The organism is Paraburkholderia acidipaludis NBRC 101816 (genome assembly GCF_000684975.1).
GTDB lineage: Bacteria > Pseudomonadota > Gammaproteobacteria > Burkholderiales > Burkholderiaceae > Paraburkholderia > Paraburkholderia acidipaludis.
In genome coordinates, this window is sequence record NZ_BAXZ01000022.1 from 64,526 (window position 1) to 88,069 (window position 23,544).

General features: G+C 64.0%; 24 protein-coding genes. 11 read left to right on the plus strand and 13 right to left on the minus strand.

What is annotated here, in order from left to right; genetic code table 11:
* Nucleotide 1: 1 nt before the first annotated feature.
* Together BAC01S_RS32280 and BAC01S_RS32285 are read right to left on the minus strand one after the other, a co-directional pair.
* The gene (locus BAC01S_RS32280) at nucleotides 2–223 is read right to left on the minus strand and encodes a hypothetical protein (protein WP_043203336.1); all 222 of its coding nucleotides are present in this window, start codon (nucleotides 221–223) and stop codon (nucleotides 2–4) included.
* A gap of 716 nt (nucleotides 224–939) precedes the next feature.
* On the minus strand, nucleotides 940–1,263 hold the full coding sequence (locus tag BAC01S_RS32285; protein ID WP_027796839.1) for a helix-turn-helix transcriptional regulator: 324 nt from the start codon (nucleotides 1,261–1,263) through the stop codon (nucleotides 940–942).
* Here BAC01S_RS32285 and BAC01S_RS35180 point away from each other — a divergent pair.
* A complete protein-coding gene (locus tag BAC01S_RS35180; RefSeq protein ID WP_027796840.1) occupies nucleotides 1,263–1,481 on the plus strand; it encodes a hypothetical protein in 219 nt (72 codons plus the stop codon). The genes BAC01S_RS32285 and BAC01S_RS35180 overlap by 1 nt on opposite strands.
* 30 nt (nucleotides 1,482–1,511) lie before the next feature.
* Here BAC01S_RS35180 and BAC01S_RS22825 read toward each other — a convergent pair whose 3' ends face one another.
* On the minus strand, nucleotides 1,512–2,357 hold the full coding sequence (locus BAC01S_RS22825; RefSeq protein ID WP_027796841.1) for an oxidoreductase: 846 nt from the start codon (nucleotides 2,355–2,357) through the stop codon (nucleotides 1,512–1,514).
* Between the two features lie 154 nt (nucleotides 2,358–2,511).
* Here BAC01S_RS22825 and BAC01S_RS22830 point away from each other — a divergent pair, with 154 nt between their 5' ends.
* A complete protein-coding gene (locus BAC01S_RS22830; RefSeq protein ID WP_174442459.1) occupies nucleotides 2,512–3,423 on the plus strand; it encodes an AraC family transcriptional regulator in 912 nt (303 codons plus the stop codon).
* A gap of 154 nt (nucleotides 3,424–3,577) precedes the next feature.
* On the opposite strand, the gene BAC01S_RS22835 is transcribed toward BAC01S_RS22830, so the two are convergent.
* From BAC01S_RS22835 to BAC01S_RS22860, 6 genes are all read right to left on the minus strand, one after another.
* Nucleotides 3,578–4,615, minus strand: coding sequence for a threonine aldolase family protein (locus BAC01S_RS22835; RefSeq protein ID WP_027796843.1), 1,038 nt, complete (start codon nucleotides 4,613–4,615; stop codon nucleotides 3,578–3,580).
* Nucleotides 4,616–4,714: 99 nt separating this feature from the next.
* Nucleotides 4,715–5,524, minus strand: a complete 810-nt coding sequence (locus BAC01S_RS22840; RefSeq protein WP_027796844.1) for an AraC family transcriptional regulator — start codon at nucleotides 5,522–5,524, stop codon at nucleotides 4,715–4,717.
* Nucleotides 5,525–5,692: 168 nt separating this feature from the next.
* Complete coding sequence (locus BAC01S_RS22845; protein WP_027796845.1) at nucleotides 5,693–6,418, minus strand: aspartate/glutamate racemase family protein; 726 nt, start codon at nucleotides 6,416–6,418, stop codon at nucleotides 5,693–5,695.
* Nucleotides 6,415–7,632 carry a DUF917 domain-containing protein gene (locus tag BAC01S_RS22850; RefSeq protein ID WP_027796846.1) on the minus strand — a complete coding sequence of 406 codons (1,218 nt, stop codon included), beginning with the start codon at nucleotides 7,630–7,632 and terminating at the stop codon, nucleotides 6,415–6,417. The genes BAC01S_RS22845 and BAC01S_RS22850 overlap by 4 nt, the downstream gene beginning before the upstream one ends.
* The gene (locus BAC01S_RS22855; RefSeq protein WP_027796847.1) at nucleotides 7,622–9,940 is read right to left on the minus strand and encodes a sigma-54-dependent transcriptional regulator; all 2,319 of its coding nucleotides are present in this window, start codon (nucleotides 9,938–9,940) and stop codon (nucleotides 7,622–7,624) included. Before BAC01S_RS22855 ends, BAC01S_RS22850 begins: the two co-directional genes overlap by 11 nt.
* 533 nt (nucleotides 9,941–10,473) lie before the next feature.
* Nucleotides 10,474–11,424, minus strand: coding sequence for a LysR substrate-binding domain-containing protein (locus tag BAC01S_RS22860; protein ID WP_043203338.1), 951 nt, complete (start codon nucleotides 11,422–11,424; stop codon nucleotides 10,474–10,476).
* Between the two features lie 155 nt (nucleotides 11,425–11,579).
* Here BAC01S_RS22860 and gtdA point away from each other — a divergent pair, with 155 nt between their 5' ends.
* The 5 genes from gtdA (at nucleotide 11,580) to BAC01S_RS22885 (ending at nucleotide 16,861) form a co-directional block, all read left to right on the plus strand.
* Nucleotides 11,580–12,641, plus strand: coding sequence for a gentisate 1,2-dioxygenase (gene gtdA, locus BAC01S_RS22865; protein ID WP_407667948.1), 1,062 nt, complete (start codon nucleotides 11,580–11,582; stop codon nucleotides 12,639–12,641).
* 127 nt (nucleotides 12,642–12,768) lie between these two features.
* The gene (locus tag BAC01S_RS22870) at nucleotides 12,769–13,467 is read left to right on the plus strand and encodes a fumarylacetoacetate hydrolase family protein (RefSeq protein WP_027796850.1); all 699 of its coding nucleotides are present in this window, start codon (nucleotides 12,769–12,771) and stop codon (nucleotides 13,465–13,467) included.
* A gap of 32 nt (nucleotides 13,468–13,499) precedes the next feature.
* Nucleotides 13,500–14,150, plus strand: coding sequence for a maleylacetoacetate isomerase (gene maiA / locus BAC01S_RS22875; RefSeq protein WP_027796851.1), 651 nt, complete (start codon nucleotides 13,500–13,502; stop codon nucleotides 14,148–14,150).
* Between the two features lie 35 nt (nucleotides 14,151–14,185).
* Entirely contained in the window at nucleotides 14,186–15,394 is a 1,209-nt protein-coding gene (locus BAC01S_RS22880; protein ID WP_027796852.1) for a 3-hydroxybenzoate 6-monooxygenase, read from the plus strand.
* A gap of 93 nt (nucleotides 15,395–15,487) precedes the next feature.
* Nucleotides 15,488–16,861, plus strand: a complete 1,374-nt coding sequence (locus BAC01S_RS22885; protein ID WP_027796853.1) for an MFS transporter — start codon at nucleotides 15,488–15,490, stop codon at nucleotides 16,859–16,861.
* Between the two features lie 10 nt (nucleotides 16,862–16,871).
* Here BAC01S_RS22885 and BAC01S_RS22890 read toward each other — a convergent pair whose 3' ends face one another.
* The 3 genes from BAC01S_RS22890 to BAC01S_RS22895 form a co-directional block, all read right to left on the minus strand.
* Nucleotides 16,872–17,720 carry a GNAT family N-acetyltransferase gene (locus BAC01S_RS22890; RefSeq protein WP_027796854.1) on the minus strand — a complete coding sequence of 283 codons (849 nt, stop codon included), beginning with the start codon at nucleotides 17,718–17,720 and terminating at the stop codon, nucleotides 16,872–16,874.
* Nucleotides 17,721–18,028: 308 nt separating this feature from the next.
* On the minus strand, nucleotides 18,029–18,199 hold the full coding sequence (locus BAC01S_RS34800; RefSeq protein WP_156954510.1) for a hypothetical protein: 171 nt from the start codon (nucleotides 18,197–18,199) through the stop codon (nucleotides 18,029–18,031).
* A gap of 34 nt (nucleotides 18,200–18,233) precedes the next feature.
* Nucleotides 18,234–18,464 carry a hypothetical protein gene (locus BAC01S_RS22895; RefSeq protein WP_027796855.1) on the minus strand — a complete coding sequence of 77 codons (231 nt, stop codon included), beginning with the start codon at nucleotides 18,462–18,464 and terminating at the stop codon, nucleotides 18,234–18,236.
* A gap of 244 nt (nucleotides 18,465–18,708) precedes the next feature.
* Between BAC01S_RS22895 and BAC01S_RS34805 the strand changes: the two genes are divergently transcribed.
* Together BAC01S_RS34805 and BAC01S_RS34810 are read left to right on the plus strand one after the other, a co-directional pair.
* Complete coding sequence (locus BAC01S_RS34805; protein ID WP_156954511.1) at nucleotides 18,709–19,227, plus strand: hypothetical protein; 519 nt, start codon at nucleotides 18,709–18,711, stop codon at nucleotides 19,225–19,227.
* Entirely contained in the window at nucleotides 19,211–19,810 is a 600-nt protein-coding gene (locus BAC01S_RS34810; RefSeq protein ID WP_218001757.1) for a hypothetical protein, read from the plus strand. Before BAC01S_RS34805 ends, BAC01S_RS34810 begins: the two co-directional genes overlap by 17 nt.
* Nucleotides 19,811–20,347: 537 nt before the next feature.
* Here BAC01S_RS34810 and BAC01S_RS22905 read toward each other — a convergent pair.
* The gene (locus BAC01S_RS22905) at nucleotides 20,348–21,265 is read right to left on the minus strand and encodes a LysR substrate-binding domain-containing protein (protein ID WP_027796856.1); all 918 of its coding nucleotides are present in this window, start codon (nucleotides 21,263–21,265) and stop codon (nucleotides 20,348–20,350) included.
* 103 nt (nucleotides 21,266–21,368) lie between these two features.
* Between BAC01S_RS22905 and BAC01S_RS22910 the strand changes: the two genes are divergently transcribed.
* Both BAC01S_RS22910 and BAC01S_RS22915 read left to right on the plus strand, forming a co-directional pair.
* The gene (locus BAC01S_RS22910; RefSeq protein ID WP_027796857.1) at nucleotides 21,369–22,607 is read left to right on the plus strand and encodes an MFS transporter; all 1,239 of its coding nucleotides are present in this window, start codon (nucleotides 21,369–21,371) and stop codon (nucleotides 22,605–22,607) included.
* Nucleotides 22,608–22,879: 272 nt separating this feature from the next.
* Nucleotides 22,880–23,449, plus strand: a complete 570-nt coding sequence (locus BAC01S_RS22915) for a GNAT family N-acetyltransferase (protein ID WP_043203341.1) — start codon at nucleotides 22,880–22,882, stop codon at nucleotides 23,447–23,449.
* The last annotated feature ends 95 nt before the right edge of the window (nucleotides 23,450–23,544 follow it).

Genomic DNA, 23,544 nt, shown 5'->3' on the forward strand with positions numbered 1-23,544 from the left:
GTTAGCCTTCCCCGGTCAGCCGGCTCAGCAAATGACTGAGCCGGCGGGCTTGCGCGTGCATGATTCCGGGCGTCAAGGCGATCTGCTGCACCCGATCGAACCAGTAGCGACGGCCAAAGACAGCGACGTGATTGTCGGCGGCGATGGCGGCTTCGAGATGCGCGATGGCATCGTCGAGGTTTTGTACCGTATAGGGGCTTTCGCCCGCGAGCCACGTTTTCATGTTCGATGAGGGAGCCACGGTGCATGCACGGTGATCTGCAAGCTTCGGTGCATGCACGTGCCCTGTCTGGTTTCGCCTGTCCAATGCAACCGCTCGACCCCGTTCACCTCATTTGCACGACAGGATCGCTTCGGCGCGCTTCTCTATGTCGTTCCATTCCGCAACGTTCGAATCGCTCTGCCTCGCTCGCGCGAAAGGCAGGATGTAATCAGCACATTCGGCAAAAGTAAGCAGTGCCTGGAAAGTACCAGGGTCTCTTGAAGGCACACCGCCTCATGAACGGCCCGGCGGAATTCGCGCAGGCCAATAGAAGATCGGCCGCCGCGCTCTGCCCTCGGAATATGAGCAGCGGCGGCCAAGGTAGCGGCTCGCCCGGGACATGGCCGGGCAATTTCCACTATTTCAGCGTCACGCAGGGGCGCCGGACCTTTGTGGATGCGGACCGGTCGCTAATGGCGGCACGTGACTACTGCTGTTACTACAACTCTCTCAGAATTTAATAAAACCCGCGTTTTTAGATTCTCGACTGATTTAGCAATGATCGTGCCATATGGGGTGCGCCCCGGCTGACGGGAGGATCAGGGTTATCGGGGGCGTGCCCCAGGACGATTTCGTCCACGACCTGGAGTGGAAATGGACGATTTCGACCAATTTATGCATTGGACGCTATGAATGTGTCGATTTCGTCCACTTTGGGGCAGAGCGGGGATACATGGTCAGGACAACGCGCGATCCCCACCGGGCGCCACGCCAAACTGACGCTGATAGGCGCGGCTGAACGCGGTTTCCGATTGGTAGCCAACGTCCTCGGCGAGGATCGCCAGTGGAGTCCGGCTTGCGCGAATGCGGCCGCGTGCAATGGTCAGGCGCAGTTCCGCGAGAAAGGCCACCGGCGCCATGTTGACCGCGGCCTGAAACTGCCGGACCAGCGCAGCGCGCGACGTGTTCGCGCGCTGCGCCAGTTCGTCGAGCGTCCAGGACCGCGCGGGCTCGCTCAGCGTGACGAGGAGCGCTCCCGCGGTTTGACGGCGGGTGAGCAATGCCGGGTGAGCAATGCCAATACGCCTTGCCGGGACAAGGCCGCTTCGAGGTGGGCCCGCAGGACGATCACCATGACGGCAACGCCTGGCGAGCCGCAACCGCCGCCTGGCAGGTGCCCGCGGTGATCGGCGAGGCATTGATGGCGGCGGCCACGGTGGTCACGATCCGGTTACTTCTGCAGCGCCGTCTCATACTGGGCCCCTCGCCGGCGAATTGATCGGGAGCGCTTCGGTGCACCCCATGACCGTCACCGCGCGCCACAGCCATCCGTCGAGATCGTGACGGCCTCCCACGCACGGATCTCATCCTCCAACGCCGACAACTTGCCTCGCACGAGCCCGAGCGCATCGCTGCCCAGCAGGAGATGCGCCGGGGGACAGTCGGCGTCGATCGCCGCAAGCATGGCCCGCGCGGCCTTCCTGGGATCCCCCGGTTGCTTGCCGCTTTTTTCCTCGCGAGCTTGACGGACGGGGTCGAAGATATCGTTGTAGTCGGGAATCGAGCGGGGCGTTCGCGCCATCGAGCGGCCGGCCCAGTCGGTGCGGAACGAACCCGGCGCCACGGCCGTCACGGCGATGCCGAAAGGCTTGACCTCCTTGCTCAAGGCTTCGGAGATGCCTTCCAGCGCGAACTTGCTTCCGCAGTAGTACGAAATTCCCGGCATGGTGATGTAGCCGCCCATCGACGTGATATTCAGAATGTGCCCGCGACGGCGTTCGCGCATGAAGGGCAAAACGGCCTTCATCATGGCGACCGCGCCGAATACATTCACGTCGAACTGTCGACGCATTTCCGACAAGGGCGATTCCTCCATGATGCCTTCGTGGCCATAGCCGGCGTTGTTGACCAGTACGTCGACCGGCCCCACGTTCGCCTCGATCTCTGGTACGGCGCCTTCGATGGCGTCGAAGTCGGTCACGTCGAGTACACGCCCAAAAGCGGCATGCGCGGATAGCGACGTGAAATCACGCAATGCCTGCTCGCTTCTCACGGTACCGACCACTTTGTGACCGACCGCAAGCGCCTCCTGGGCGAGCGCGCGGCCGAAGCCGCTGCTGACGCCGGTGATGAGCAGCGTTTTGCTGGATGTCATGGAAGCACGCTCCGAATGTTGTCTGGAGAGTGCATACTAGTCTGAGGAGAAAGGCCGGTTAAGCCAGATTCCGCTAATTTTCTTGCATAAAATTATGAGCGGCAAACGCGTTTTCCCTCGCCGTTCCGAGCTGTCCTCGCAAAGCCAGAAGCGCATGGTTGCCCTGCTGCGCGGGTTGGCTCCGGACGAGGGCTACAACCTCACGGCGCTGCCGGGCGTCCGCATCCTGCGTTCGAACCGGGCGTTGTCGCGCACGCCGGTTCTGTACGATCCCGGCATCGTGATCGTTTGCCAGGGCCGCAAGCGCGGTTACTTCGGCGACGAGCTCTATCTGTACGATGAGCGTCACTATCTGGCCGTGTCCGTGCCCGTGCCGTTCAGCATGGAAACCGATGCAACCCCGGAGCGCCCGCTGCTCGCGCTGTATCTGCACCTCGACTTCGCGATGGCTGCCGAGCTGGCGGCGCAGATCGGCCGCGAAGGCGCTGCGGAGCGCAGGGAAGCGCCTCGCAGCATGAGCTCCACACCGATGGATGACGCCATGCAAACGTCCGTGCTGCGCTTGCTCGAAGCCATGCATCGGCCGCTCGAAGTCGCCGTGTTGGGCCAGGGCCTGCTGCGCGAACTGTACTTTCGTGTGCTTACCGGTGCCCAGGGCGGCTCGATGCGGGAGGCGCTGGCGATGCGAGGACAGTTCGGCAGAATAGGCAGATCACTACGCCTCATCCACGCTGCCTACGCGCAATCGCTCGACGTGGCGCAGCTTGCCGAAGAAGCCGGCATGAGTGTCCCGAGCTTTCACAGCCACTTCAAGGCGATCACGCAGGTTTCGCCGATGCAGTACGTGAAGTCCACGCGCCTGCATCAGGCCCGGCTGCTGATGTTGCGCCACGACCTGACCGCCGAGGCCGCGGGCCACGCGGTGGGTTATACGAGCGCGTCCCAGTTCACGAGGGAGTTCAAGCGGCTTTTTGGCTTGACGCCCGCTGCGGAGGCAAAACGTATGCGCGAGAGCTTCGCCATTCCCGAGGCGTTCGAAGACGCGATGTATGTTTCGTCGCACTGAGGCTCGTGCACGGCGGCGATGCCGTCACGACTTCAGACCGTCGCCGGCTGCACCGTCGGCACGCTCGCGCCGATCCTCAGGCAGTTCGGCTATTTCGGCTATAGCGACCGCAATCTCCGGCATTCCCCGGTGAGGAACCGACGCGTACGAGCGGTCAACGCATGGCAAGCCGACTCAAAAAGGCGTCGACCCGATGGGCTTCCGTGGCCCACGACGTCACCAGTCGAACCACGGAATGACCATCCTGTGCCGGTCCCCACACGTAAAAAGCGAAGTCTTGCTTCAACGCGGCGATAACGGAGTCGGGCAAGATCGCGAATACCTGGTTCGTCACCGTTTCCGCCTGAAGCGCGTAGCCATTCGACACGATGCCTGCGGCGAGCCTCGCGGCTGCCGCATTGGCGTGCTGGGCGTTGGCGAAGAAAAGATTGGCGCTCCCAAACAATTCCTGAAACTGGATACCCAGCAGCCGGCCTTTTGCCAGCATGGCGCCGCGCTGCTTGACGTGGAAAGCAAAGTCCTCTTTCAAGGCGGGATTGCACACCACGATGGCTTCACCTAGAAGCGCGCCCACCTTGGTTCCGCCGATCCAGAAAATATCGACGAGAGCGGCAATATCGGCGAGCGTTGCGTCGTTCTTGCCGGAAGCCAGTGCTGCGGCAAGGCGCGCGCCGTCCAGAAACAGAATGAGGTTTCGCGCTCTGGCGAGCGCGGAAATTTTCCGCAGCTCCGCAAGCGTGTAGAGCGTGCCGGTTTCGGTCGCGTTGGACAGATAGATCAGCCGCGGCTTCGCCATGTGCGGGAAATGCGCGTTGCTGGCCAGCGCGGCTTCGATATGCTCCGGCGTGAGTTTCCCGTCAACAGCGGGGACGGTGATGAGCTTGTGGCCCGTCGCCTCGATCGCGCCGGCCTCTCTTACCACGATATGCCCCGAGCTTGCCGCAATGACGGCTTCATGCGGCCGGAGGCAACTGGCGATGGAAACGATGTTCGCCATCGTGCCGCTGGCGACGTAGTGGATCGCGCCGTCGAATGTGTCGCCAAGGCGCGCCTTGATCCGCGCGGTTGCCTCGGCGGAAAAAGCGTCGTCGCCATACGCCGCATGCTGGTGGGTGTTGGTTTCGGTCAGGACGCGGAGGATGGCCGGGTGCGCGCCCTCGCTGTAGTCGTCGAGAAAGCTGAAAGTCGTCATTCGGTGCTTCTGCGTTGGGTGGGGCCGCCCAAAGGCAGGCCGGAAACGGCAGCGTACCGGTCCGTTGCCCGATCGCCTTGTAAAAAATTGCGAGGGCGCTCAGAAGCGCGCGGGCGTCACCCCGTAGGCGTCGCGAAACGCGCGGGTGAAATGGCTTTGATCGAAGAAGCCGACGGCGTGCGCAATGTCGGTGATCGGCGTCTGCCGGTGCGCGGCCATCAACGCGACGGCCTTTTCGAGCCGCATGCGCAGCAGCCAGGCGTGAGGCGTCATGCCGACCGTGCGTTTGAAGAGCTTCAGGAAGCGGAACCGGTCGAGGCCGAGGAGGAGGGACAAGTCCTCCAGAACGATCTTGTCGGCAAGATGCGCTTCCACGAAATCGCGAATCTGTCGAAGCTGCTGCGGCGACAGTGCGCCGGAAATCGTCTGGGGAGAAGGCTGCTTCAAGCGCGCGAACAGCGATTCCAGCAGTTCGAGAACGAGGGTTTCGTTCGTCATCCCGTCGGCTGTCGTGCGCTGGAGCGCCGTGTGCAGGTTGAGCAGCCGGTCGGCCAGGCCCCGGTCTTGCAGCACGACGGCGGGCTGCGAGGGGAAATCGTGCCTGCCGGTGATCTCCTCGCCGAATCCGTTCAGCAGCGCGGGCGACAGGCGAAACGTGTGCAGCGTATAGGGGTGATCCGCGTCGGCAACGCCGTCGTGGACTTCGCCCGGCGGCATGATCTGAACGGCGCCGCGCGCGAGCAGGAACGACTCGCCGCGCAGCGATTGACGCTGCACGCCGCTCGCCACCAGCCCGATGTGGCAGTCGAGATGATAGTGGGGTTCGAAGCGAAACTCGGCATAACGGGCTGTGCTGAGCGTCAAGCCTGGGACACCGATGGAATGACTGTACTGAACTTCTTCGGACATGACTCGTCTTGGGTTCGCCGCCGGCAGTCGGGCGGCTCACCCCGCACGTTACGCTGTGAATGGGCCATTATCGCAGCTTCATGCTGGACTGCACGGTCCGGCGCGGAACTGAGCGGAACCAAAGCCGAAGCCAGCGGCGCGGCCCACGGCGCGCCGCTGGCCGACTGCTCAGCCTTGCAGGCTGACCTTGCTGTACGTCAGCCGGCTCGGCCGCACCTGCATGCGCACGAGCGAGACGAGGAAGCTGAACCCGGCCTGATTCGGATCGATCACGGGCACATAGGAACCGAGCGCCTCGCCAAGCAGCGTCGAGACACGGCTGGCGACATTCACGAACCCCGTGCAGCCGAGCAGGATGGACTGCGCGCCGTCCTCCTGGATCGCCTTCATGGCGGCCTCGAACGTGCGCGCGACCACCACGTCCACGTTTTCGAGCTGGGCGACCGGGCAGTCGATCGCGCGGATCGAAACGAACGTGTCCTCGATGCCGTAGGTTTGCGGATGCGCGCGCTGCATGGCGAGCGTGCTTTGCAGGATCGTCACGATCGAGAAACGCTGGCTCAGCATCAGCGCCGCAAAGGCGGAGGGCGGAAAGCCGCCGATGATCGGAATGTCGATCACCTCCCGCGCCGCCTCCACGCCGCACATGTCGAAGTCGGTCAGCCAGATGCCGTCGAAGCCGTCCTTCTCGATCGCCTGAGCGAGTTCCACCACCGGCATGCCGTTCTGCAGCCAGTTGGTGCGGTTCTCGATGTCGGGATGGCCCGACGCGATGTTGCGGATCTCGACCTGCACGTCCGCCGGCAGGACCGGCGCGACGGCTTGCATGATGCGGTCGTTGTACTGCGACGTGGCGACCGGCACGAGCACGCAGATGCGGATAGGCGAATTCATGCGGCACCTCCTTCGCGGCCGTGCGGCAACGATTCGAGCGGCACGTAGGGGCCGAGATAGCCGAACGTGTTCAGCAGGTCCATGAAGCTGTCGAGGATCAGGCCGGGCTTGCGCAGCTCCGGCTCGGCGCGCCAGGCGATCAGCGTGACGGGCCGTTTGCCGATGGCGGGATTCAACTTTCCGTTGTCCTGAACGAGGTCGCCGTTGGTGAAGATCGACTGGCCCTCGCCTTCGACGAAGTACGCCACGCTGTCCGGTGCCAGCACGATCGGCTGCGCACGCGCGCTGTCCCACGCGAGCAGCGATTCGTTCTGGTAGACCACCGTGTAGCTGCACTCGCCGGCGCGAATGGCGACCTGGCCGCCGTCGAAGCCTCCGCTCGTTTTCACGGCCGCGGAAACGAGTTCGCCCGGCTCGGAGATCGCGCGCGCGGCGATGCCGCAGTGTTCGGCGAGGTAGCCGATCATTTGCGCAGGACTGCGAACGTGGCCGGCCTGCACGGCGCGGCCCAGCTCCAGCGCGCGCTTGAGCGTGCCGCGTATCGGCGTTGCGCGGCCGATGTCGGCCGGCTTCATCACCCACATGGCGAGGCCGCCGAACTGGCCGAACTCCGGGTCGGCAACGACAGGGCGCATCATCTGCTCGACGATGGCCGAGACGTCGCGCTGGTGCGACGGGCCGCCGTGGTTGCCCTGGCGCGGCGTGACGTCGAGCTCGACGGAGAGGCCGCCCTGGCTCACGAGGAAAGCCGGGCGCGGATCGATTTCCGCGGCGGCAAACGTGAGCATGGGCAGGGAAGGCACGGCGCGGCCCGCGCCGTCGGCGTCGATCACGGCGAGGCCGAGCTTCGCGGCAACGAGCGCCGCCACCGTGAAGCCCAGCGCGCCGCTTTCGGGCGGCATCACGTAGGCGAGCTTCGCGGGCTGCGACGCGAGCCGCGTCTGCACGTTCTGCGCGGCGATGACGGGGCCGATCGGGTGGGTGGCCTTGTTGATCGCTTCGGGCGCGCCGAGATAGGCGACCATGACGGCCGCGCCCTCGGTGGCTTCCTCGACCGACACTACCTTGATCTTGTCCGTGGGGTAGTAGTCACCCTTGACGAAATGCTCGGCGAGGTGCCGCGCGGACTCGATCGTGCCGCCGCCGCCGCTGCCGAAAAACGCCGCCCCGAGCAGCAGGGGTTCCAGATCTTCCCGACTTAATTCATAGGCCATGGGTCGTTCCTTTGTTGTGAGGGTCGAGGGAAACATCGCGCCGAAGTTCGGCGAGCAAAGCAACTGCATCGGTAATGCGCGTGGTGGACTCGGGCGGCAGCCCGCGCAACCCGCGGTCCAGTGTCTCGATCGCGTCGGCTTCGCGGCCGGTGGAGCGGAAGAGTTCGGCCAGATAGCGCGCGGCGTCCACGCGCGCCGGCACCGAACCGAAAGCGAGCGCCGTGGAGAGGGCCGTGCGCAGCCCTTGCTCCGCGGCCGTCAGGTCGCCGAGCTCCCATTGCGCCCGCGCCCGGGTGACCAGCAGCTCGCCAAGGTAGGCGCGCTCCTGGCGGGCCAGCGTTTCATCGACGGCGGTGGCGAGTATCGCTTCGCATTGCTCCGCGCGGCCGGCGCGCAGCAGCAGCTCGCCGTGCTGCCAGGTTTTGAAGGAGTAGAACAGCGCGCCGCCGTTGCGGACCATATGGTTGTCGTAGCCGTCGAGCATGACGGCTTCCGCTTCGTCGGCGTGGCCGAGCGCGCTCAACTGGCAGCCGCGGAATATCTGGCCGATGCCCCGATAAAAGGCGAAGCCGTTGGCGATCGACACCGATTCGAGTTCGCTCGCGAGCGGCCCGAGCCGCTCGCGGTCGTCGAAGAGGCAGGCGAGCCACACGGCGCCCTGCAGATTGACCGCGTGCGCGAGCGCATGCGTGCCCGGCTCGGACGCGCGCAGGATCAGCATTTCCATCGCGCGCCGGGCCTGCGCGAACGCGCCGATCTGGTAGGCGGCGAGCCCTTCGAACGTCAAGGCGAGGCTCGCGAGGTCGACGCCTTGCGAGCCGGTGCGCACGTCGTTGCGGGCCACGCCGAGCAGGTGGCCGCGCGCGAGGCAGGCGAGCGCCTCTTCGCTGTCTCCCAGCCAGAAGAGCGTATTGGTCATGGCGAAGTGGGCTTCGTCGAGCGAGACCGCATGGCCGCTGTTCTGGGCGCGCTGCAGCATGTCCTGCGCGGTGGCGCGCGCCTGCTTGAGCTGGAGCGTCGTCAGCTGGGTCGTCCAGATGCCGAACTGGATCGCCGCGATCTCGGCCGGCTCGCAGATGCCTTCTCCAACGGCGAGCGCGGCCGCATAGCAGGCCGTGGCTTCCGCGTACAGCCAGCCGTGCACGCTGCGCAGGCTCATGCCGAGCAGCCGGTAAGCGTCGAACTGCAGGCGGCGCACCGCTTCCTGGTCGGGGCCCGTCTGCAGCACGTCGAGGCAGCGCCGCAACGGGGCGATGGCATCGGCGAAGCGCGAGGCCTCGATGAGCGCGCTCGCGGTTTCCAGGCACTTGTGCGCTTCGCGATGGTGTTCCTCGCGCGATTTCAGGCGGCGTTCGATGGTCTTGCGGCCCACGCCGAGCAGCGTGGCCGCGGCGCTCTTGTTGCCCGCGCTGCGCTCCAGCGCGCGGTCGATCAGCAGGTCTTCGGCGGCGGCGAGCTTGTCGCGTCCTTCGAGCTGCAGCAGCATGTCGGCAAGGCCGGCGCGCGAAATGGACCCGGCCGTCTCGTTGACGAGAAACGGTTCGAGCGCGTCCACGTCGACGATCGTGCTTTCGGCCAGCACGCTCAGCTGGCTGATCAGGTTGCGCAGCTGGCGAATATGCCCCGGCCAGGTGTGCCGGCTGAGCCGGCGGATGGCGGCCGGGGAAAACTCCAGGCGGCGCGTATGCTGCGAGGCAAAATGTGCGACCAGCGCGGGAATGTCCTCCACGCGCTGGTCGAGCCCGGGCAGCGCCAGCACGAAAACCGCGAGGCGGTAGAACAGGTCCTCGCGGAAGAGCCCCTGGCGCGCGAGTTCGCGCAGATCCCGGTGCGTTGCCGCCACCACGCGCCCTTCGAAGCGCACGCTGGTCGAGGCGCCCACCGGGCGGAACGTGCGGGTTTCGAGCACGCGCAGCAGTTTCGGCTGCAGCGCGAGCGGCAGCTCGCCGATCTCGTCGAGCAGCAGCGTGCCTTTTCCCACTTGCTGGAACAGTCCCGGGCGGCCTTCGCCCGCGCCGGTGAAGGCGCCTTTGACGTGCCCGAACAACTCCGCTTCGACGAGATGCTCGGGAATGGCGCCGCAGTTGACGTCGACGAACGGCTGATCGTGCCGCAGGCTGCGCAGGTGCACGCGGCGTGCGACCAGTTCCTTGCCCGAACCGGTCGGCCCGATGATGAGCAAGGCGTGATCGGTGGGCGCGACGCGATCGAGCATGCGAACCAGCTGGCGAAACGCCGGCGCGTCACCGATAAACGCGCCGTGGTCCGTTTTGTCTCGCGCGAACGGCACGACGGGGGAAGAACTCATGGCCTGGTGGGCTCCGGAAAAGCGGCGTGTGATTTGACCTGCAAAGCGATCTGAAAAACAGCCGCGGAAAGCCCGTCCGGAGACCTCGCATCGATCTGCTGCCTTGCGATTGCCTTCCGGTGTTCGGTGCGGAGGGCGTCCGCGGCGGCATAGGCCGGGTACGCCAGCCTATGCCGACATGATCATTCAAAATTAATTAGTGTGCCAGGTGCCCAATGTGATATTCGCATTACATTGCTGACTCTTTCGTGTCAAAGAAGGGGCGATCGGGACACGCTTGCAGCGTGTTGCCGTGCATGAAAACCCGCCCGGAGACCCGGATAGCACGCTCCATCAAATTCTGATTCGCAATGCATACAATTCGAATTGGCCGGGGTCATGTTGTGCTTATAATGAAGCCCTCTCAGGTTCTAGCACGGCCCTCGGAATTGCTAGAATCTCCTGACCGTCTCCTCGGAGACGGTTTTTTTTTTGCCTTTCCGGCATGGCCCACGCGGCGCGATTTTCTTACCAGATATTATTGATCAGTATATCTAACTAGTGTTCGAATCCGCGTCGACCGCAGCGTGGGCGCCGTCGCGCAGGCAATCGAGCGTGAGCGCGACGGCGCGGCGGCCGAGGCTGTCCGGCCGCCAGTACATCGCCACCGCGCCGGAACTGCCGAGCGGCATCGGCATGGCCAGCACGCGCAGGATGTTAAGGCGTTCGAAGCGTACCGCCGCGCGATGCGAGGCGGCGCCGATCAGTTCCGACTGGTTCAGCAGCGTCACGTTCAGCATCGACGAGTTCGACTCCACGCAGTCGCGCGGCATGGCCCGGCCCGCGGCGGCCAGCGCCGACTCCAGCGCCGTTCGTATGGGCGTGCCCGAGGGCCAGACGATCCAGCGATAGTCGAACACGTCGTCCCAGCCGACCGACCGGCGTTTGGCCAGCGGATGGTCAAGGCCGACCACGAAGTTCACCGGATCGCGGTACAGCGTTTCGGTCTGCAACGCGGGGTCGAGCTGGGCATTGGCGGCGCGGCCGACCACGATGTCGATTTCGCCGCGCACGAGCAGCGGCATCATCTGGTTCATGGTGCTCTCGACAAGGCGTACCTGCGCGCGCGGCATGCGCTCCACGAGCCGGGCGACCGCGAGCGGCACCGTGTCCGCCGCCGAAACCCCCGAGGTGCCGATCGACACCAGCCCGCTGCCGCCGTCACGCAGCGCGGACATGTCGTCACGGGCGCTGTCGAGGTGCCCCTCGATGCGCCGCGCGTGCTCGATCAGCGCCTCGCCGTAGGGCGTCGGCCGCAAGCCGCGCGCGTGCCGTTCGAAGAGCGGCAGGCCCACGTCCTCCTCCAGATCCTTCAGCCACTTCGAGAGCGCCGGCTGGGTGGTGTTGAGCGCTTCGGCCGACTGGCTCAGGTTGCCGGTCTGACCAACCGAGATCAGCATGCGAAGGTGCCGCAGCCGCAGGCGATCCGTCCAGTCCGTGGTCATCGTGGCCTCCCGGGTATGCCGAAAAACATATACATGAGAACAATTTGTGATTTTACAGGGTATAGCTCGTCGGCCTATAAATTCGTTCAACACAGCAACGACACGCACCGTTCGTTTCGCGCATGGCGCGAGGCGGGCCAGATCAGGAGACTTTCATGTCCGCTTTCATGTCCGATGGCGCGCAGGCGTCCGTCCGCGAGGCTTATTACGCGCAGATCGCGCGCCATAGCATGGCGCCGCTCTGGGAATCGCTGCACAGCCTCGTGCCGAAGGCGCCCCTGCCGCAGGCCGTTCCCGCCATCTGGAAGTACGCCGGGCTGCGCGAGCTGGTCATGGCGGCGGGCCGCGTGATCAGCGCGGAGGAAGCGGTGCGCCGCGTGCTGATCCTCGAAAATCCCGGCCTGCCCGGCAAGTCGAGCCTCACGCCGAACCTGTACGGCGGCCTGCAACTGATCCTGCCGGGCGAAATCGCGCCGAGCCACCGTCACACGCAATCGGCGCTGCGTTTCATCGTGGAGGGCAAGGGCGCCTGGACCGCGGTGAACGGCGAGCGCACGACCATGCACCCCGGCGACTTCATCATCACGCCCTCGTGGACCTGGCACGATCACGGCAATCCGTCCGTGGAAGAGGGCGGCGAGCCCGTGGTCTGGCTCGACGGCCTCGATATTCCGCTGCTCGCGCACCTCGATGCCGGGTTCGCCGAAAACTACCCGGAGGCCGTGCAGCCCGTCACGCGGCCCGAGGGCGACAGCTACGCGCGCTTCGGCTACAACATGATGCCGGTGCGCCACGTGAGCCACGATCCGACTTCGCCGATCTTCAGTTATCCGTACGAACGCGGCCGCGAAGCGCTCGACACGCTTTACCGCCACGGCGAGCTCGACGAATGGGACGGCGTGAAGCTGCGCTACGTGAACCCCGCCACCGGCGGCTGGCCGATGCCGACCATGGCGACCTTCATGCAGTTCCTGCCGAAGAGCTTCAAGGGCAAGACCTACCGCAGCACGGACTCCACCGTGTACTGCGTGGTGGAGGGCCGGGGCACGGCGTACATCGGCGACGCGGTGCTGGCCTTCGAGCCGCACGACGTGTTCGTCGCCCCTTCGTGGCAACCGGTACGGCTCGAAGCGGATACCGACGCGGTGCTCTTCAGCTACTCCGATCGGCCCGTGCTGGCCGCGCTGAATCTGCTGCGCGAGGAGCGCAGCCAGTAACGAGGCGTCAAGCCGCCGTCGCCGAGCCTTTCCGCAGAAATGTGCAACCCGCGCCGCAAGGCGGTGCGGGCTGGCCTCCTTCGTCCTTTATCTGGCTGAACCCAGCCGATCGAACCGAGCAAACATCATGGCATTCGTATTTCCTCCCGAGGCACCCATCGCCCTTTCCGTCGCGGGCTCCGACGACCAGTTCGCGGTGCGCCGCGTCTACTGCGTGGGCCGCAACTACGCCGCGCACGCCCGCGAGATGGGCTTCGATCCGGACCGCGAGCCGCCGTTCTTCTTCTGCAAGCCCGATAACGCCGTCGTGCCGGCGGCCTACGGCGAGACGCTCGAACTGCCCTATCCCGCGCAGACGCAGAACTACCACTACGAGGCCGAGCTCGTGGCGGTGATCGGCAAGCGCGGCGCGGACATTCCGCTGGAAAACGCCCTCGAATACGTCTGGGGCTACGCCGTGGGCCTCGACATGACCCGCCGCGACCTGCAGATGAAAATGCGCGAAATGGGCCGCCCATGGGAAATCGGCAAGGCCTTCGATCTTTCCGCGCCGGTCGGTCCGGTTCACCCGGCGAGCAGCGTGGGTCACTTCGACCAGGCCGGACTGTGGCTCACCGTGAACGGCGAAACGAAGCAGAAGAGCGACGTCTCGCATCTCATCTGGTCGGTGGCCGAGACCGTGGCGTATCTCTCGAAGTTCTTCCGCCTCGAACCGGGCGACGTGATCTTCACCGGCACGCCCGAAGGCGTGGGCCCCGTGAAGGCCGGCGAAACGATGAAGGTGGGCGTCGAGCGCCTGGGAGAACTGACCGTGAAGGTGGTCTGAGCCGCCGCGGTTCGGACACAAGGAAGGGTATCGTGCAACTCTACAGCTTCTTCAACAGCTCGACTTCGTATCGCGTGCGCATTGCGCTGAATCTCAAGGGCATCGCGTATGAAACCGAAGGCGTCAACATTCGCGTTGGCGCGCATCGCGACGCGCGGTACGTGGCCGGCGTGAATCCGGCGGCTGCCGTGCCCGCGATCGTCGACGGCGATTTCCATCTCGGCCAGTCGCTCGCCATTATCGACTGGCTCGACGCGCGCTATCCCGAGCCGCGCCTCATCCCCGCCGAGCCGGAGGCGCGCGCACGCGTGCTGGAGCTGGCCTGCCTGATCGGTTGCGATATTCATCCCGTCAACAACCTGCGGATCCTGCGTTATCTGCAGGACGAACTAATGGTGTCGGCCGCGCAGAAGAGCGCGTGGTACCGGCATTGGGTGGACGAAGGCATGGCCGCCGTGGAGCGGCTCCTCGAGCGTGCCGCGCAAACGAACGAGGGGCCGTGGTGCTTCGGCGCGCAGCCCACGCTGGCCGACTGCTGCCTCGTGCCGCAGATCGCAAACGCGCTGCGCATGGGCTGCGGACTGGACGCGTATCCGCGCAGTCTTGCCGTCTACCGGCATGCGAGCGCGCATCCCGCCTTCGTCGCCGCCGAGCCGCAGCGGCAACCCGATTACACGGACTGAGCGGCGCAGCGCCCGCTATCCATCAGGAGACAAACATGGAAAAACCCCCTTCAACGCGCCGCGCAATCGTCGTCGGCGGCGGCATCGGCGGATTGGCCGCGGCGCTCGCGCTTGCGCGCGAAAACGTGCAGGTGCTCCTGCTCGAACAGGCCGCGCAGATCGGCGAAATCGGCGCGGGCATCCAGCTCGGCCCCAATGCGTTCAACGCGCTCGATGCGCTGGGCGCGGGCGAAGCCGCGCGCAATCGCGCGGTCTTCACGGACTCGCTCACCTTGATGGACGCGACCAATGCGAAGCCGGTCGCCCGCATCGAAACCGGCGAGCGCTTTCGCGAGCGCTTTGGCAATCCGTATGCGGTGATTCATCGCGCGGACATTCATCTCTCGATCCTCGAGGCCGTGCAGGGCAACCCGCGCATCCAGTTCCGCACCAATACGCAGGTGTGCGGCTTCGAGCAGGACGAGCGGGGCGTGACGGTCATTGATCAGCACGGCGAACGTTATCGGGCCGATGCGGTGATCGGCTGCGACGGCGTGAAGTCGGCGATCCGCGCGGCCCTGATCGGCGACGAGCCGAGCGTGACCGGGCACGTTGTCTATCGCGCCGTGGTCGACGTCGAGAACATGCCTCAGGACCTGCAGATCAATGCCCCCGTCGTATGGGCCGGACCGCATTGCCACCTCGTGCACTATCCGCTGCGCGGCGGCCGCCAGTACAACCTCGTCGTGACGTTCCACAGCCGCGAGCAGGAAGTGTGGGGCGTGCGCGACGGCAGCAAGGAAGAAGTGCTCTCGTACTTCGAGGGCATCCACCCGCTGCCGCACCAGATGCTCGACCGGCCCACGTCGTGGCGCCGCTGGGCCACGGCCGACCGCGACCCGGTTGCGCAATGGAGCTTCGGGCGCGCGACGATATTGGGCGACGCCGCGCATCCGATGACGCAATACATCGCGCAGGGCGCCTGCCAGGCGCTCGAAGACGCCGTCACGCTGGGCGCTGCCGTGCGCGAGGCCGACGGCGATTTCGAGGCGGCGTTCAAGCGCTACGAGGCCGCGCGCATTCCGCGCACCGCGCGCGTGCTGTACTCGGCGCGCGAGATGGGGCGCATCTACCACGCGAAGGGCGTCGACCGGCTCGTGCGCAATTCGCTGTGGGTCGGCCGCAGCCAGGAGCAGTTCTACGACGCGCTTCAATGGCTGCACGGCTGGCGGGCGCAGGATTGCCTCGCCGACGCGCAAGGCTGACGTTCGCGCATTTCCTTCTCAATCCAGCACAAGATCGGCAGGCCGCGCCCGGCGGGCACGGGTCATGCCGGCCATCCTTTCCAGGAGACAGGCATGTCCACCGTGGCATCCCTCGATGTGACCGCGTTCATCGACCGGCATCGCGTTTCGCGATTCCAGCTGCTGATCGTTATTCTTTGTTTTCTGATTGTCGCGATCGACGGTTTCGACACCGCCGCGATCGGCTTCATTGCCCCCGCCATTCACGCTTACTGGCACTTGTCGCCGAAGCAGCTTGCGCCGATCTTCGGCGCGGGCCTCGCGGGTCTGATGGCGGGCGCCTTCGTGTTCGGCCCTTTCGGCGACCGGATCGGGCGCAAGCGTCTGCTGCTGGTCTGCGTGCTGGCGTTTGGCGCGGCGAGCATCGTGTCCGCCGCCGCGCCCACACCGGGATGGCTGATCGCGCTGCGCTTTCTCACCGGGCTCGGGCTGGGCGGCGCCATGCCGAATGCCATCACGCTCACGTCCGAATACTGTCCGTCCGCGCGCCGCTCGTTCCTCGTGACGACCATGTTCTGCGGCTTCACCTGCGGCTCCGCGCTCGGCGGCTTTGCGGCGGCGGCGCTCATCGAGAGCTTCGGCTGGCGTTCGGTGCTGCTGGCCGGCGGGATCGCGCCGCTCGGGATTGGCGTTGCGATCGCCCTGCTGCTGCCCGAATCGGTGCGCTACATGGTGAACGCCCGTATGCCCGCAGCCGCGATTGCGCGCACGCTCGCGCGCATCGCGCCGGAACCCGCGCTCGAAGGCGCCGTCTTCACGGTGGCCGATGGCGGCGCTCATGCGCACGCTCAAGCGCACTCGACCGGGAGGCGCGTGCTCGATCTGCTCACGCCCGAGCTTCGGCGCGGCACGCTGCTGCTGTGGACGACGTTTTTCGCGAGCCTGCTCGTGATCTACCTGTTGTCGAGCTGGCTGCCCACGCTCCTGCACACGGGCGGCGCCACGATACGCACGGCCGCTCTCGTTACCGCCATGTTCCAGGTGGGCGGCACGCTTGGCGCGATCGTGCTCGGCTGGCTGATGGACCGCATGAAGCCCTGCAACGTGCTGGCGGTGAGCTATGTGGCGGCCGGGCTCTTCGTCGCGGCGCTCGGCTATCTCACCGCGTCGCCGTGGCTTGCGGCGCTGGCGGTGTGCGGGGCCGGCTTCTGCGTATCGGGCTCGCAGGTCGGGGTGAATGCGCTCTCCGCGGCGTTCTATCCCACGGCCTGCCGTGCTACTGGCGTGAGCATTGCGAACGGCGTCGGGCGTATCGGCTCGGTGGTGGGCGCGGTGGCCGGCGGCTCGATGCTGGCTTCGGGAATGACGATGCCGGCGCTCTTTGTCGGCATTGCGATACCGGCCGTCATGGCCGGGGCGGCGATGGCGTTGTTCGGGCTGGTGCTGCACGGCAGCCGCCAGGCCGTGCAGTTGACCGGGGGCGTTTGAGCGGTGTGCATCACGCCGGGCGCGCTGCCCGGAAGTCGGGTTCCTGGCACAGACTGGCGACGCGGCCATGCGGCCGAAACCCGATCGATTCGTAGATGGCGCCGGCGTAATGCGCTTCGTCGGCGACCATGACGAGCTTCTCCGCACGGCCGGCGGTCAGCCCGATCGCCTCGCTCACGAGGGTCTTGCAGACACGCTGATTGCGATGACGCTGCGCGGTGATGACCGACTGGAAGCGCCCCAGGCCCTCGAAAAAAAACAGGCCGAGGCTGCCTGCCAGCTCGCCCTCGATGAAGGCGCCCCAGCAATCCCCCAGGCCGCGCTCGATCAGGCACTGCCATGTCGCCTGCAGGTATGCCATGTAGCGCCGCGTGCTGAGGGCAGACGGATCCGCGAGATCGGCCAGATGCATGCGGGACCAGTCGTTCCAGTCCCGCCGCGATTTGAGCCGGCGCACCTCGACGCGCGGGTTGATCGCAACGTCGCGCAGGTCGTGCGGCTGCGCGGCAAGCACGCGGCAGGTCGTAAGGTCGTAGCCTTGCCGAACCCACGCGTCGACGCTGACGGGGTTATCGGGCGCTTCGGGGGTTTCAGGCCACACGAAGGTTCGATGCGCAATGCGCGGCGGTGTCCCGACGAGGCGCGCGAAGTCGTGCTCGATGCGCTCGATATCGCTGTCCGTCGGCCGCTGCCGCAGGAAAAGCAGGTTGCCGAAGAAGTAATCGGGCACGTCCGGCGTCCGGGCGACGACGTAGTCGCCCTCCGCATCGACTATTCCCGTTTCCTGGAGAAGCAGCAGATCCGTAAAGAGTCCCAGGTTATCGGTAAAGTGCGCGGCAAAGCGTCGTTCGTCGTTCATGAATCGCCTTCCTCGTCCTCATGCAAATGGGCGCTCGATTGTAGCCCGCTCGCCGCGCATCGCCTGGATCTGGAGGGTGGATCGATCTCATGCTGTGAAGCCAGATTATCCGCACCTCGCGTAGCGCCTGTTTAACGTACGTGAGCGCGCGGCATCGATCATGTTGGCCTCGTGGATTTTAAATTGATCGTGACGGCGTCACTGCGGGACTTGGGGATATCGTGGCGGAACTTGACGTTCCACCCGGCGGGAACTAGAGCTCGCGCGCGCCATTGCGACGGCGCGATAAGCGTCAGTGACTTCCGTCCTTAGCCGATAAGACGAGGCCGATACGGATGGCGTTGCGTCCGCGCGGCCAGCTTTCGCTCGCTGGCGAGCGTGAATGTTAGATACAGGCGACGAGGAACGACGACGAACCTGCGAATCGCACCAAGCGCACAGGCCGGGTTGGTCCAGTATGAAATGCGGTAGAGCTGCATGGTGATTCTCCCGTAGGACGCATCCACCTGTCGGTTACCGGCTACCGCATGCGAGGAAATAGGCCATCAGAAAGGGCATGAAAAGCAACGTGCCCGCGACAAGTCCCCTGATCTGGGTTGCACGGGCATCGTCTTTTTTGACGACTTCTCTGGTTACGACATGGTGGCCCGCTGCGGGCTTCTCGACATCGGGCGCAAACGAGTACAGCGTTTGAACACGGCCAGGCAGTTGGAAATGATCGATCAGCAGCGCAAGCGGGCTCATGGCAATTTCCTGTGCGAATGTTTTTGAGATGAATATCAGGATAGGAGTGCCGCCGCGTGCTAGACGTAGGACTAGTCCGAAATGGTTTATGGCCGGCCCTGCCGTACTCCGCGCAGGAACGGCCAGGGCTCTCTCGGAGGGTCGCTGGAGGCATCCCCGCCCTCGGGGCGGCCGGTCCTTTCCGCTCCTCCGAAAGCCGGGGGTAATTGCGCAGTGCGTTTTTTGCTTGGCGGCAGGGTACAAAATGTCTTTGCCTGCCACGTGGTCCTCTCACCACCACCCTGCGTATTCGGGCCATCCCGCTCAAGGCCAGGACACGCGACGCAAGTTCAACACACGCTGTACCCACGCGCAGCTCCAGCAGTCCATCAGTGAGCTGGAATTCCTGCTCGAACGCTGTAACCGGCAGAAGGCCGAAGCCGAAACCCTGATGGCGCCGCTGGCCGTCGTGCAGCGCATCATCAATACCCCGGTAGTGCCCACGCGGACCGTTGCAGATCCGCAAGATAAGCGAGAGCGACATCATTGCGATGCCGTGGCAGTCTGTGGAGCATTGAAGCGCTTCAATAGGTCAGACCTTTCGGACGAACCCGGATTTCAGGCTCGTTGTGCCGAAACCGTCGTTCCTGTGCGAACTGACAAATGGCTGTTGGCGGCCAACAAGAGACAGTCGACGCGGTGGTCCAGATCGTTGACAATACCGAACGAAATATTGCCTGACGCCCTAATTCGCAAGGAGGTTGTACGTGCGCCCGGAAAGTGACGTGCCTTTGCGCGAACGAGTACTTGTTGTTGAAGGGCGCGCTTCGGCATCAGCCCTGTTCTATGTGCGCGGCGCATTTCCGAAGGAACTGCCGGCTAACAGCGAAATTTTATTTATTTCATTTGCGTACGCTGATATTCCGATAGGTCAGGTATTTGACATTGCCTTCCCGACAGACATCCCGCAGTCAGTAACCAAAACACACTGCGAAATCGTCGCAGTAACACAGCAATACGCCACGCCACTTGATGAGATTCCGCATGGCTGGAAAACCATTTGCCTTGTGAAATTCGAAGAGGACATTCCCGGCATCATCGAATCTCTACCAATGGTGAACGGGTGGTATGAGAATCGAAATACGGTGAGCCTTTGCGACGCAGACGTGTGGAGGCTGATAACGGCTGAGGCAGCGGTTGATTGGATTAAGGTGTCGAGGGAAGCGCACGAAATCGCGATGCGTCACGGACGGACAGCTCATATCTACGCGGCAATGTTGGCAGAAAAGGCGCAGTCTGCCGGTGACATCAAAACCGCCCAGTTTTGGCAAGCAGTCTCACGAAGCCTAACGTCTAGATTGGGATGACAGATGGTCGCAGATTATCGACTTAAGCTCATGTTTGAGTGGGGCGGCGGCTGTATTTGGGCGGGAAACGATGTAACCCGCAGCAAATACGGAGTTGGTCCAATAGAAGACTCGCTGCCGCTAGCTAATGAGACGCGCAGAAAGCTTGCGGACATGACTGCGTGGCACGACCTATCGCTCAACTGGGACTACCCGCCAGACCCAGGACCATGGGATGCGTTTGAGTACGAGCGGTTCGCCGCGGCGGCATCCATGATGCTAGACCATCTTCGATCGGAATTGGGAGACGGTTATTCCGTCGTCTATGAGCGATTAGGATTCTATGAGGGAAGTGTCGAGAATCAGTAGACCTAGATCGGGTCACCAGAAATCTCGCTTCGCGGCGAACGGCTGCTTCCGAGAAGTGTCACTGTCCCTTGTGGGTCGAGATGAGCCGGACGTGTCGGACCTCGTTCGGCCAGCTTGGGACATTCGGATGACCGCCCAGATCATCAACAATCGGCGTATCAACAAATGGCAGCTAAAAAGCTGGCATTTTCATGCGGCTACCCGCTCCCACGGCGCGGGGGCGCTACGAAAGGACTCCAGCACAATTGCGGCGAGCCGGTCGACCAGAGGTGTCGTGTGGACGTTCGTGTGCAGCAAGGCTAACTGGATCGACGGCAACTCAGGCAGGCCGAGTGCAAGGGCCTCAAATGGCTGGGTGGTGGCCGGCAACCCGTAGCGCGTTCGCACAGTGAGGCCGAGGCCGGCTGCTGCTGCCGCCCATAATCCTGAGAGGCTCGGACTGGTGAACGCCACACGCCACGATATGCCTGCCCGGTCGAGCGCCGCGATGGCCGCACTGTGAAATAAGCAAGGCCGATCGAACGCGACCAGCGGCAGCGGTTCGCCTGCCTCCAGGTTCCATGGCACCGTTGACGAACCGATCCAGGACATCGGCGGCGAAGCTATAGGTTTGCTCGAAAAGCCGCGTGCATTATGGACGGAAAGTGCTTCATCGCCCCAGACCAGTGCAAGGTCGAGTTGCTTCGTCTCGATGCGCTCCAGCAGTTCGGCATTTCGCGCAACGCGCGCCTCGATCCGCACCTTCGGATGCGCACGTGCAAAGCGCCCGAGCACTTCTGGCAGAACCGCTTCGCCGAAATCCTCCTGCATGCCGAGCCGGACCCAACCCTCCAGATCGACCCCGCGAACGGCGACGGCAGCTTCGTCGTTAAGTTCGATCATGCGCCGCGCGTAGGCGAGCATCGTTTCCCCTGCCTCGGTCAGCGCGAGGCCGCGCCCGGACTTGCGAAAGAGCGGCGTTCCGGCCTGTTCTTCAAGCTTACGAAGCTGCGCACTGATCGCGGAAGTAGAGCGCCCGACGCGATCAGCAGCCTTCGCGAAGCTCCGCAACTCCATTCCTGCGACAAGACTCCGCAACACGGAGACATCGAAGTCGACATGGCCCATAATCAATCATCCCATTTTATCGAACGATTACTTCATTATTTTCCAATATTCAGAATGATCGTAAGGCGCGAAACTGGATGCGTCAAATTCCGGAGTCAACGATATGGCGACACCCAAAACGGCAATGGTCGCGTCAACCGAGCGAGAGGCCGCACATCGGTGGAAAGTGCTTGGCGTAGGCGTCGCGGCGAACGCGAGCTTCTCGGCGGCTGCAGCCGGAATTCCCACCACGGCGGTCTGGCTGCGCTCCGGTTATCACCTGAGCACGGCCGAACTAGGTCTTGCGCTTGGATCGATGGGGCTCGGCGTCGCGCTTTCAGAATTGCCGTGGGGCATCCTGACCGATCGCTGGGGTGATCGCCCCGTGCTGCTCACTGGCCTGCTCAGCACCGCAGCAACGCTCGTGGCGATGGCGTGGCTCGTCGCACCGTCCACTGCGGGAGTACCCACTCTCGGCTGGTTGGTGATGGCTATGTGTCTCGTCGGCCTGTTGGGCGGCAGCGTGAACGGATCGAGCGGACGAGCGGTGATGGCTTGGTTCCGCGATGGAGAGCGAGGGCTCGCAATGAGTATCCGGCAGACCGCCGTGCCGCTCGGCGGCGGCCTCGGCGCGCTGATACTGCCGTGGCTCGCGGCAGCACATGGATTTGCAATGGTGTACGGTGTACTGGCTGCGATGTGTGCGGTATCGGCGGCGTTCGCGTGGCGCTGGCTGCACGAGCCGTCGTTCGCGAGCACTACGCCGGCCGGCCATCCCACTTCACCGCAGGCGGTACCGTTACGCGATGCGCAGATCTGGCGGGTCGTGCTGGGTATCGGCATTCTGTGCGCGCCGCAATTTGCCGTGCTGACCTTTGCCACCGTGTTTCTGCACGACCTCGCGCATCTCGGCATCGGTACGATTTCGGTAACGATGGTCGTCGTGCAGCTAGGCGCAATGGTGATGCGAGTGTGGAGCGGGCGTTTTACCGATCGCCGTGGAAACCGACGTGCTTTTTTGCGTGGCTCGACGCTGGTCGCCATGGCATCATTCATCGCGCTTGCATTGGCGGTGCATATATCACTCGGTGCCATGACTCTGGCGGCGATGATCGCAATCGCAGGAATTTGCGTGTCGGCATGGCATGGCGTGGCCTATACGGAACTTGCGACGCTCGCCGGCATGTCGCGCGCCGGCACTGCGCTCGGCATGGCAAACACGGTGGTCTACGTCGGCCTCTTTCTCACACCGCTCACGATCCCCCACCTGCTTGTGGCAGGATCGTGGGCAGGCGTGTGGTTCGCGGCCGGTCTGTGCGCGCTCGTCGCATATCCGTTGTTTCCAGGACCCTTGCAGATCTGAACTGGAATACATCAGCCTTATGCAAGGAGGCCAGCCTTACCCGCACGGCGGCAGTAATGCTAGTTCTTGAAGCGCAAACGATCGATAAGAACGACCGCTATCTGGACCTTTGAAAGACCGCTCCAAGTCGACGAATTATGCTTTTTTCATGAGATCCGCACCCGAGAAAATCATCGTGCCTGGTTGTGGGGCGCAGTGCGGCCACTTTGAGCCGTTCGACGCCGCCGCGTAAACCGTTGACAATCACAGATCGTGGATACGCACCGAACAGCATGAGCGCAATCAAACTGCTTAGACCCACGATCGCATTGCTGCCGAGCTACGTTTCAGCGCTTGAGGCCGGATGGTCTCCTGACAACGTCCGCAAAGAGGTCGCTGCGCGTGAGCAATTACATGCTATTGAAGTTGACGCTGAGCGATTCGTGGATGGACTGGATGATCCGACTGCATCAGGTGGTCCAATTCCTTTACCCGATGGCTCGACAGTCGCGCGGCTCCCAAGCATCGTCCGCTGGATTTGGGACGATGAATTGAGCGGCGCGATCGGATTTCGTTGGCAGACCGGAACCGCTGAATTGCCATCTTATGTGCTCGGACATATCGGCTTCTCAGTTGTGCCGTGGAAGAGGGGCAAGGGCTACGCCAAGCAAGCGCTCAGTTTGATGCTGGGCGCAGCAAAGCTACAAGGTCTGCCCTACGTCGAGCTGACAGTTGATCCGGAGAATATTGCCTCGCAGAAGGTCATCGCAGCGTGCAATGGTGGATTGATCGAGCGCTTCAGAAAAACGGCAGCCTATGGATTCGCAGAGACGCTTCGCTATCGAATTGAGCTAAACGACTGAGCAACCTGTCGGACCTTGTTCGGCCATTAAGAGGCGTTCGCCACGCGTGTCGACCAGACGCTCAGGCGGCATCTCAACCGCCGAGAACGGACGTC

What these genes read in the sequence shown, in the direction of transcription:
- BAC01S_RS32280 (WP_043203336.1), bottom strand. Translation starts at nt 223, where the DNA reads ATGAAAACGTGGCTCGCGGGCGAAAGCCCCTATACGGTACAAAACCTC.
- BAC01S_RS35180 (WP_027796840.1), top strand. Translation starts at nt 1,263, where the DNA reads ATGCCGGGTGAGCAATGCCAATACGCCTTGCCGGGACAAGGCCGCTTC.
- BAC01S_RS22825 (WP_027796841.1), bottom strand. Translation starts at nt 2,357, where the DNA reads ATGACATCCAGCAAAACGCTGCTCATCACCGGCGTCAGCAGCGGCTTC.
- BAC01S_RS22830 (WP_174442459.1), top strand. Translation starts at nt 2,512, where the DNA reads ATGGTTGCCCTGCTGCGCGGGTTGGCTCCGGACGAGGGCTACAACCTC.
- BAC01S_RS22835 (WP_027796843.1), bottom strand. Translation starts at nt 4,615, where the DNA reads ATGACGACTTTCAGCTTTCTCGACGACTACAGCGAGGGCGCGCACCCG.
- BAC01S_RS22840 (WP_027796844.1), bottom strand. Translation starts at nt 5,524, where the DNA reads ATGTCCGAAGAAGTTCAGTACAGTCATTCCATCGGTGTCCCAGGCTTG.
- BAC01S_RS22845 (WP_027796845.1), bottom strand. Translation starts at nt 6,418, where the DNA reads ATGAATTCGCCTATCCGCATCTGCGTGCTCGTGCCGGTCGCCACGTCG.
- BAC01S_RS22850 (WP_027796846.1), bottom strand. Translation starts at nt 7,632, where the DNA reads ATGGCCTATGAATTAAGTCGGGAAGATCTGGAACCCCTGCTGCTCGGG.
- BAC01S_RS22855 (WP_027796847.1), bottom strand. Translation starts at nt 9,940, where the DNA reads ATGAGTTCTTCCCCCGTCGTGCCGTTCGCGCGAGACAAAACGGACCAC.
- BAC01S_RS22860 (WP_043203338.1), bottom strand. Translation starts at nt 11,424, where the DNA reads ATGACCACGGACTGGACGGATCGCCTGCGGCTGCGGCACCTTCGCATG.
- gtdA (WP_407667948.1), top strand. Translation starts at nt 11,580, where the DNA reads ATGTCCGCTTTCATGTCCGATGGCGCGCAGGCGTCCGTCCGCGAGGCT.
- BAC01S_RS22870 (WP_027796850.1), top strand. Translation starts at nt 12,769, where the DNA reads ATGGCATTCGTATTTCCTCCCGAGGCACCCATCGCCCTTTCCGTCGCG.
- BAC01S_RS22880 (WP_027796852.1), top strand. Translation starts at nt 14,186, where the DNA reads ATGGAAAAACCCCCTTCAACGCGCCGCGCAATCGTCGTCGGCGGCGGC.
- BAC01S_RS22885 (WP_027796853.1), top strand. Translation starts at nt 15,488, where the DNA reads ATGTCCACCGTGGCATCCCTCGATGTGACCGCGTTCATCGACCGGCAT.
- BAC01S_RS22890 (WP_027796854.1), bottom strand. Translation starts at nt 17,720, where the DNA reads ATGAACGACGAACGACGCTTTGCCGCGCACTTTACCGATAACCTGGGA.
- BAC01S_RS34800 (WP_156954510.1), bottom strand. Translation starts at nt 18,199, where the DNA reads ATGCAGCTCTACCGCATTTCATACTGGACCAACCCGGCCTGTGCGCTT.
- BAC01S_RS22895 (WP_027796855.1), bottom strand. Translation starts at nt 18,464, where the DNA reads ATGAGCCCGCTTGCGCTGCTGATCGATCATTTCCAACTGCCTGGCCGT.
- BAC01S_RS34805 (WP_156954511.1), top strand. Translation starts at nt 18,709, where the DNA reads ATGTCTTTGCCTGCCACGTGGTCCTCTCACCACCACCCTGCGTATTCG.
- BAC01S_RS22905 (WP_027796856.1), bottom strand. Translation starts at nt 21,265, where the DNA reads ATGGGCCATGTCGACTTCGATGTCTCCGTGTTGCGGAGTCTTGTCGCA.
- BAC01S_RS22910 (WP_027796857.1), top strand. Translation starts at nt 21,369, where the DNA reads ATGGCGACACCCAAAACGGCAATGGTCGCGTCAACCGAGCGAGAGGCC.
- BAC01S_RS22915 (WP_043203341.1), top strand. Translation starts at nt 22,880, where the DNA reads ATGAGCGCAATCAAACTGCTTAGACCCACGATCGCATTGCTGCCGAGC.